Raw genomic sequence first — 4,743 nt, 5'->3', positions numbered from 1 at the left:
GTGCGGTCGCGCTGCCCGGCACCGGTCGCCTCCACCGCCCGCCGCTGGGCCTCGATCGCGGCGTCCAGGTCGGCCAGCGAGCCCGCCCGGACGTAGCGGTCCTGCAGCACGTTGCCCAGGTTCGACAGATACCCGGCCAACCCGGGATGTCCGGGCGGCGCCGACGCCAGTGCCTCGCGGGCCCGCCGCACGGCTTCACCCGTGAGCTCCCGGTCGCCGGTGCGGTCGGCGAGGTCGGCCAGGGCCAGCCCGAGGTTGCTCAGGTAGCCCGGCCGGTCGGGGTGGCCGTCCGGGGTGAGCCGCACTGCCTGCCGGGCCCGCTCGACCGCCTCGGTGAGATCGCCCAGGTCGTCCGCGGCCGAGCACCGGGCCCGCAACGCCAGCGACAGGTTGGACAGCACCCCGGGCCGGGCTATGTCCTCGGGCGGAGTCACCGCGAGCGCCGTCCGCGCGGCGTCGACGGCGTCGGTGATGTCCTGCGGCCGGGCGTACCGCTGGTACCGGGTGAGCAGGGCGAGGCCCAGGTTGGTGGCGGCCGGGCCGAGGCTGTGCGGCCACTCGGTTGCGGCCCGTACCGCCTGGCGGCCGGCTGTCACCGCCTCGTCGAGTTCGGTCGCCGACCCGGTGTGCTCGGCCCGGGCGAGCAGCGCCGCACTGAGATTGGACCAGTACACCCGCTGGTCGGGATGGGCCGGTCCGGTGCCGTCGACGGCCTGCCGGGCGGTCTCCACCGCCCGGTGCAGCCCTTCCGTCGCGCCGGACCACTCGGCCGAGGTCCGCAGGGCGACACTGACCGTGGACAGCAGGGCGGGAAGGTCGGCGTGGTCGTCCGGGGTCCGGTCGAGGGTGTCCTCGGCCAGCCGCAGCGCCGCGGTCAGCGCCTCCGCCCGGAGTTCGCCGTGGTCGGCCAGGGTCAGCACGGCGTCGAGCAGGCTGGACACGGCGGTGGGCCGATCCGGGCTGCCCGGCGGCAACCGGGCGACGACCGTTTCGCACAGCGACACCGCCCGGCGCAGACTGTTCAGGTCGCCGAGCCTGCCCTGCGCCTTCAACGCCAGGGCGAGGTTCGGTGCCAGAGCGGTGAACTCGCCGGCCGGGTCGGCCTCCTCCACCATGCCGAACGCCGCCAGCGCCGCCGTCAGCCGGCCCGGATCGGCCGAGCGCTCGTAATCCGCGAACAGCATCACGCCGAGGTTGGTCTGCACCGCCGGGAACAGCGAGGACCCGGCCGGGGTGAGCGTGGCCGCCTCCTCGACGGCGGTAATGGCGTCGTCGAGCAGCCGGGACTCGCCGGTCAGTTCGTAGCCGGTGCGCAGGGCGGAAGCCAGGTTGGACAGCCGCAGCGCCCGCGTCGAGGTGCCGGGCTCCGCCCGTTCGACGGCGGCCCGGTGGGCGCCGGCCGAATCCCGGGCTGCGTCGGCGTCACCGCAACGGTCGGCCCGGTCGCGCAGGAGCAGGCCGAGGGTGGCGTACGTGGTGCCGTCCTCATCGGACCCGGTGGCCCGGCGGGCGACGGCGATCGCGCGATCCAGCTGGTCCAGCTCGCCGGTGGCCTCGAAGCGGGAGCCGAGCACCAGCGCGTGGTTGGACAGCAGGTCGGCCGAGGCGGCCTCGAGTGACACCGCCGTGCACACGACGTCCGCCTCGGTGAGCAGGTCGAGATCGCCGGTCCGCTCGTAGGCGTGCAGCAGGCCGCCGGCCAGATTCGTCGCGACCACCGCGCGCCGGCGATCGCCGGCCGGGAGTGCGGTCAGGGCCAGCCGCAGCAGCAAGGTCCCGGACAACCGCTGAGGCCCCGGTACGTCCACAGCAACGTCGACCCAGGCCGCGGGGGAGCGCAACTCCTCGGCCGTCTCCGCGTCATCGGTGATCAGGGACAGCACCCGTTGCTCCCGGCCGCACAGGACGGCGCAGGCGATGGCGGTCACCGGATCGATGTACCCGTCGCCCTCCTCGGATCCGGCCGATGCCCGGCACAGGTACAGATCTCCGACGACGGTCAGCACCTCGCGCTGCGACGCCTCGTCGGCGCCGATCGGCGGACCCAGGGTGTGGCGCACGAGCGTCGCGGCCGCCTCGACCAGCGGAAAGGCCAGCACCGCAGCGCGATCCCCGGTGTCGGTGTACCGCTGCACGGCCTGCCGCAGACCCGCGACAAGCTGCTGGAGAGCCGCGGCGTCCGGCTGGTCGCCATCGTCCATGCCGGGACGGTACCGCCGCCGGGCGCGGAGTCTGCCGCCCGGACGGGTGAATCAGGACGGTCGCGGACGGGCCACCGTGGATACAGTGCGGGGCGATGGAACCGGTAGAACCGCCGCGTGAGCCCGCACCGATCGATCCGGTGGACCGGCAGGATGCCCGGCGGGCCCTGGCCGACCTGCCCCGGTGGTCGCTGACCGGTTCGCAGTGGGCCGAGGTCGGCGAAACGCTGGAGGAGATGCTCTCCGCTCTGGTCGAGGCCGGCGGTGACGACTTCGGCGCGGCGACGGCGGAGCTCGAGGCGCTGAGCCCGTTGCGGGTCGTCCCGATCGATCCGAGCGGGAACCTGGTCGGGCCGGTGCCCAAGTCGTTGCGGTTGCGGCTGCTGCGGCTCGTACACCTGCTCGACGGAGCCGGCCCACCGCCCGGGCCACCGGTCGCCGTGCGCTCCGCGGCGCCACCGCCGGCCGGCGACGCGGCACCACAGCGGCAGGAACTGGTGGTGCACGTCTTCGCTCCGCTGGACGGACCGTGGTCGGAGCCCGCCTATCAGCAGCTCCTGGCTCTGTGGGCGGACGCCGTCGAGCGCTCGGGGACGACAGCGGCGATCGGCGAGCTGCCGCTAGATCCGCCTGTGGACGGCCCGCTCGTGCCCCGCACGCAGACGATCGCGGCCCGCCAACGTCCGGACCGGCTGGTGCAGGCGATCCTGCGCCGGGAGCAGGACGCGCTGATCCTTTCGATCGCCTGGTCGGCCGGGGCGGACGGACCGGGCTGGGACGGTCCCGACGCCCAGTGGTCGGCGATCGCCGCGCGGGGAACCGACCTGATGCTCGGAGTTGTCCGGATCTTCCTCGGCACGTATCCGGGTGCCGACGAGGAGCCGCCGTCCGCCCCCGGTGAGCTGTGGACCGGCGGCCGGGCCCGGCTGGGCTCAAGTTCCGTCTGGGAGCTGCCGCCGTTCGACGACGCGGGCCGGGCCGAACGGCGGCTGCTGATCCTGGCGCCGCCCCGCGACGAGTCCCACCTCAGCCTGCTCGCCTGGTCCCGAGGCGACACGGCGGTCACCCCGTTCCTGCGATATCTGCTGGACGCCGCCGCGTACCGCTACCAGCTGCGCGTGCACCAGGCCGTAGCGGCCGGGGTCCTGACCGGGGACGAGAGGGCCCTGGCGGTCACGCAGACGTTGCTGCGGGACCTGCGACTCACCGTGGAGATCGCCCGGTCGAACATGGCCCAGGCCCTGGCCGCCCTGGACCGTGCCGGTCCCGCGGACGTGCTGTTCGACGACGACCTCGAGACCGCGGGGTGGGTGGAGAAGCGGCTCGACGACGACATCACCTATCTCGAGAACGCCCGCGAGCGCGCCCGGCTGACCGGTCCGGCTCGTGGCTCGGCCGGCCCGCCGACCTTCGGGCTGGTCACGGCCATGGAGGAAGAGTTCGCCGCGATGCGGACGATGATCGATGACGCGGAGGTCGTGACGGTCGCGGGCGACTCCGGGACCTATGTCCGCGGGTCGATCCCCAGCGTCCTGCCCGGACGCCCGCACCAGGTGGTCCTGACGCTGCTCGGCGGCACCGCCACCGACGCCGCCGCGACCGGGGCCACCCATCTGGTACGCAGCTTCGAATCCGTCGACCAGGTGCTCATGGTCGGCATCGCCGCCGGCATCCCGCGCCCCGAGCTCCCCGACCGGCACGTCAGGCTGGGCGACATCGTGGTGTCCACCTGGGGTGTCGCCGAGTACGACCACGTCGTCGACCGGCCGGACGGCACCTCCCCGCGGCAGGGTTTCCCCCGGCCGTCCCCGCTGCTCGGGCCGCGGGCCAAGATGCTGCGCGCCGAGGAGCACCGGCGGATCCGGCCCTGGGTGACCCACCTCGAACGGCTGATCGCGGAGCTACCGGACTTCGAGCGCCCGGACCCGGCCACCGACGTGCTGTACGCCTCCGATGACGAAGACGCCGAGCCGGTGGAGCACCCGGTGACCGCCGATCGCCTCCCCGGTCTGCCGAAGGTCCACCTGGGACGGATCGGCTCCGGCGACCGGTCGGTCCGCAACGCGGCGCTGCGCGACAAGCTCGCGCGGGACCACACCGTCATCGCGCTGGAGATGGAGGGCTCCGGGATCGGCTCGGCGACCTTCGCCGGTGGCCGGCACTGGCTGGTCGTGCGGGGCATCAGCGACTACGCCGACCGGCGCATGACCCTGGCTTGGCGGCGGTACGCAGCTGCGGTCGCCGCCGCGTACACTCGGGCGTTGCTGGAGAGCTGCCCGCCGGTCGAACCGCACGGCGGGCGGACCGGCGGGGAGCCTCCCGGTGGCTCACAACCCCCGTGCGGCGGGCCGAGCGCGGGGTGACGACGAGGGGATCGCCCGGCTCGAAGGACTGGCCGGCGAAGCGGATGCCCCGGCCACGGCCTTCGCGGAGCTCGGGGCCGCCTGGTACAGGCGTTACGACCGTACCGGTGACCTGATGTCGATGGCCCGGGCCGAGCTGACGATGAGAGAGGCCCTGCGCCGGCAAGCGCCCGCGCCCG

General features: G+C 74.3%; 3 protein-coding genes. 2 read left to right on the top strand and 1 reads right to left on the bottom strand.

Features of this window, described 5'->3' with window-relative positions:
- Positions 1-2,201 (bottom strand): tetratricopeptide repeat protein (locus AB0C29_RS34185; protein WP_360829139.1); only part of this gene is annotated, 2,201 nt, incomplete at its 3' end.
- 95 nt (positions 2,202-2,296) lie between these two features.
- Between AB0C29_RS34185 and AB0C29_RS34180 the strand changes: the two genes are divergently transcribed.
- Positions 2,297-4,564: a CATRA conflict system CASPASE/TPR repeat-associated protein gene (locus AB0C29_RS34180; protein ID WP_360829136.1), complete on the top strand. Its 2,268-nt coding sequence runs from the start codon at positions 2,297-2,299 to the stop codon at positions 4,562-4,564.
- Positions 4,524-4,743 (top strand): hypothetical protein (locus AB0C29_RS34175; RefSeq protein WP_360829134.1); only part of this gene is annotated, 220 nt, incomplete at its 3' end. The genes AB0C29_RS34180 and AB0C29_RS34175, both read left to right, overlap by 41 nt.

Source organism: Actinoplanes sp. NPDC048791 (genome assembly GCF_040650095.1).
In the GTDB taxonomy this organism is placed as follows: Bacteria; Actinomycetota; Actinomycetes; order Mycobacteriales; family Micromonosporaceae; genus Actinoplanes.
The sequence above is the reverse complement of the archived record's forward strand: the minus strand, read 5'-3'. Positions and strand labels throughout refer to the sequence as shown.

Excerpts from the sequence above, each read along its gene's own strand:
- AB0C29_RS34180 (WP_360829136.1), top strand. The coding sequence starts at position 2,297 with ATGGAACCGGTAGAACCGCCGCGTGAGCCCGCACCGATCGATCCGGTG.